This is a genomic window from Sphingobacterium sp. UBA7253, assembly GCF_002472745.1.
Lineage (GTDB): Bacteria > Bacteroidota > Bacteroidia > Sphingobacteriales > Sphingobacteriaceae > Sphingobacterium > Sphingobacterium siyangense.
This window is the reverse complement of record NZ_DKSP01000186.1, coordinates 2,470-6,157: the sequence shown is the minus strand read 5'-3', so window position 1 is coordinate 6,157 and position 3,688 is coordinate 2,470. Positions and strand designations below refer to the sequence as shown.

The 3,688-nt window shown below is 39.6% G+C and carries 4 protein-coding genes and 1 pseudogene; 2 read left to right on the top strand and 3 right to left on the bottom strand.

The features are described 5' to 3' along the window. Positions 1-108: 108 nt before the first annotated feature. Positions 109-825, top strand: a pseudogene (locus B2X72_RS18925) (MIP family channel protein). A 94-nt stretch (positions 826-919) separates the two neighbouring features. Here B2X72_RS18925 and B2X72_RS18920 read toward each other — a convergent pair. Continuing rightward, on the bottom strand, positions 920-1,945 hold the full coding sequence (locus B2X72_RS18920; RefSeq protein WP_088161654.1) for a threonine aldolase family protein: 1,026 nt from the start codon (positions 1,943-1,945) through the stop codon (positions 920-922). Between the two features lie 260 nt (positions 1,946-2,205). On the opposite strand from B2X72_RS18920, the gene B2X72_RS18915 reads away from it, so the two are divergent. Continuing rightward, on the top strand, positions 2,206-2,724 hold the full coding sequence (locus tag B2X72_RS18915) for a VOC family protein (RefSeq protein WP_286851071.1): 519 nt from the start codon (positions 2,206-2,208) through the stop codon (positions 2,722-2,724). 2 nt (positions 2,725-2,726) lie between these two features. Here B2X72_RS18915 and B2X72_RS26700 read toward each other — a convergent pair whose 3' ends face one another. Together B2X72_RS26700 and B2X72_RS18910 are read right to left on the bottom strand one after the other, a co-directional pair. Then, positions 2,727-3,071, bottom strand: coding sequence for a DUF2809 domain-containing protein (locus B2X72_RS26700; protein ID WP_414711804.1), 345 nt, complete (start codon positions 3,069-3,071; stop codon positions 2,727-2,729). A 69-nt stretch (positions 3,072-3,140) separates the two neighbouring features. Next, positions 3,141-3,656: a hypothetical protein gene (locus B2X72_RS18910; protein WP_145326792.1), complete on the bottom strand. Its 516-nt coding sequence runs from the start codon at positions 3,654-3,656 to the stop codon at positions 3,141-3,143. Between the last annotated feature and the right edge of the window lie 32 nt (positions 3,657-3,688).

Here is a 3,688-nt window from a genome sequence, read left to right as displayed (position 1 = left end):
GTTGGTTTTAAAGCGGTGTGGATATTGTTCTACAATAATTTATTTAGCAGTATAATTTTATAAGGAAAATGATTAAATTAGAGTTAACTAAGTTATAAACAGATTCATATGGAAATTAAAACATCTTCAAAATTTATCGCCGAACTAATTGGAACGTTTGGTTTGGTACTTTTTGGTTGCGGTGCGGCCGCTATTGCAGGAGCCAATACCACAGCTGGGCTTTCTGGTCTTGGCCTTTTGGGTATTGCTGTCGCCTTCGGACTTTCAGTGGTGGTATTTGCATACACGATCGGTGGAATTTCAGGCTGTCATATCAATCCTGCGGTGACTGTTGGTGTGTTATTGGCTGGTAGAATGTCTGCCAAGGATGCGGTTGTCTACATTGTTGCTCAGTTTATTGGTGCACTTTTGGGGGCATTTGTCCTTCAGCAGATTTTAAGCGGGCAATTGGCCGGATTTACCGCAGGAGAGTGGGCGTATGGCTCAAACGGTTGGGGTAAAGGATATCAAAACGAGTATGGTACTGCTTCCGCCTTTTTGATTGAAGCAGTGTTAACCTTCATTTTTCTGTTTGTGATACTGGCAACAACTTCGAAGGTAGGAAACAGCACAATGGCTGGGCTTGCAATCGGCTTTACGCTTCTTTAGATCCATTTGGTTGCTATTCCCGTAACAGGTACGTCGGTTAATCCTGCTCGTTCATTTGGGCCAGCGATTCTGGCCGGCTGTCAGGCTTTATCGCAGCTTTGGCTCTTTATTGTAGCTCCATTAGTAGGGGCAGCTGTAGCAGCAGGGGTATGGAAAGCCCTTGAACCTAAAGACTAGTTTTTCAATTTTATAAGATGCGCCCAATACGTAAAATATTACCTATTGGGCGCTTTCGTGTATATAAGATTTATTGGCTAGGGCGGAACAATCCCTAGGAATTCAATATATCATTTATAAAGTTAGTAACCTGTTTCTCTTCCGTAGCCCAGGACGTGATCAAACGAACCGCTGCATAATCTGAATCGATATCCTTCCATATATAAAATTGATAATTTATAAGCAGTGCTTCGATGAGCGATTTAGGTAAAATGGGAAAAATCTGATTGGTGGTTGATTCCGTTAGAAAGGAATATCCTTTGTCTTTGATAGCCTTCGCCATACGCATCGCAAGCGAATTAGCTCTCAATGCCAGCTCTAAATACAAATCATCCTGAAATAGCGTTAGAAATTGAATTGAAAGCACTCTGCCTTTGGCAAGCAAGGCGCCTTTCTGCTTGATCGCATAGTCAAAATCTACGGCTAATTCGGGACGGTTAAACACAACTGCCTCACCCAGCAGAGCTCCGTTTTTTGTTCCGCCAATGTAGAAAACGTCAGTATACTTAGCAATAGCTGCAAAGGTTAAATCGTTGTTTTCCGCGGTCAAAGCATGGCCCAGGCGTGCGCCATCCAAATAAAGTAACAGTTGTTGCTGCTGACAGCACACATATAGCGCTTCCAATTCTGCCGAAGAATATATTGTGCCGATTTCAGTGGAATTAGAAATATAAACTATTCTTGGTTTTACCACATGTGGCGCCAAAGCATGTTCCCTGAGTACCGTAGTAATATCGTTAGGTGTCAATTTCCCATCAGACGTTTCAACGGTAATGACTTTATGTCCAGTTGCTTCTATAGCACCAGTTTCATTTGCAGATATATGCCCTGTTTTTGCACTGATCACTGCTTCATGGATACGTAAAAGAAAAGATATGACAAGAAGATTTGTTTGTGTGCCCCCAGATAAAAAGTGGATAACGGCTTGCTGATTCGCTATCTTTTTCTTCAAAATCGATCTGGCTTCTTTGGAATAGTCATCCTCCCCATAGCCTAATTGCTGTATCAGATTCGTTTCAATAAGCTTATCTAAAATGCGGGGATGTGCCCCTTCTGAATAGTCATTTTTAAAGTTGTACATAAATTTATCTATTTAATGCGGATGCTTTATTAAACTCTTTTCCTAGGGTAGGCTGCTCGAGTCTTGTGTAGGTCAAATGTATACATACAATCTCATTTTTTAACAACCTTAATCTAGAAAAAATTAGGACAAAAGCTATGCGTTTTAAGTACTGGTGTTGTAGGATAAGAATGTTTTCTGAAGCGCCGTAAATGTTTTGTCAAAACTAATGATTAAATTCGGGAGAGAAGGCAGAATAACTGATTTGTCCTTATTAAATTATGAAAAGAGTCGTATTTGTTGCAAGTATTTTGCTGGCATTTGGAATGGGGTATGCTTTTAATAACTTGAGCCATTCATATCGATCCACCGAGTTGAAAAGAGTAACCGGTATAGGTGGAATTTTTTTCAAATGTAAAGATCCTAAAAAAGTAAGAGCTTGGTATGCCGATCATTTGGGACTGGCTACAAATTCTTACGGCGCTGTATTTGAGTGGTATCAGGGAGCTGACAGTACGAAAAAGGGATTTACGCAATGGAGCCCTTTTAAAGAGAGCACTTCCTATTTTGGCCCTTCGGAAAAAGATTTTATGATCAATTATCGGGTAGCCAATATTGAGCTTTTAATAGAAGAATTGAAGAAGGAGGGCGTTACGGTACTTGATACGATCGAATCCTTTGACTACGGCAAATTTGCTCATATCATGGATATTGAAGGAAACAAAATAGAGCTTTGGCAGCCCAATGATCTTGCTTATGAAAAGATGGGCATCGATTTGGGGGCCAAAACCACGAAGTAGGTCTATTTAGTTCGTAACGTAGGGTCTGTCTTTAACATTTGATAATTAAGATAATCAATGCATGCAGCTCCGACGGTTCCCAGGCAGTAAGCCACAAGATCCGACCATAAAAAGCCCTGTCCAAACACGAGCCGCAAAAGCGGATTGTTTCTTATCCATATAAGTAAAGGATGTTGTACAAGCTGTAAAAATTCGATGGCAAAACAAAATATAAGTGTCGCCGTAAAAGAAAATAATAACGATTTCCTCGTAAATAAAAAACGTGACAACCAATAAATCATAACCGCATACAGTACATCGCCGGTAATGGTAGGAATGGCGGATATTTTCCGTGACAACAAACCCATGAAGATGGTTAAAGCAACGCGAAGTAGATAGTGTATTTTTGGTTTCATCGAAACGAATGCGCTACAATGTTATTGCCTGAAATATGAGATCGTTTCGACGGGATTACCAAAGATCTTTTTGGTTCCTCTTTTTTGTGTAAATCCACCATGTTGCGCGATTATATTTGCAATGGAGAAAATTACATTCATATCGTTTTGAGGGTGAATAGTCGTAAGTAGTTTTCCATTATGGTCGAATAGTTGAAGTTGGTTGACCAAGGAATGATTTATTTCCATGGAATGAATGACCTCGAACGGAATAATTTTGTCCTCCTTTTTCGGTTGTTTAATAGATAAGTTATTTTTATCAACTTGTATTTCTATCTTGGGATTGATGAATTGCAATAGTATGACTAGGGGACCGATTACAACGACAGCAACCAATATACCAAGACCCTTTGCCGAACCAAAGTTGTTTACTGCATCAGCTAGCACATTTATACCGCCAAAAATTAAACAGCATAGGATAAATACAACAATTAGGTAGCCAAATCCAAAGATCAAGCCCTTTTTAACATTATGGGATTTAAATTGAAAGGTATTCATAGTGGTGACTTCTATTTTTACGTGTTTTTATT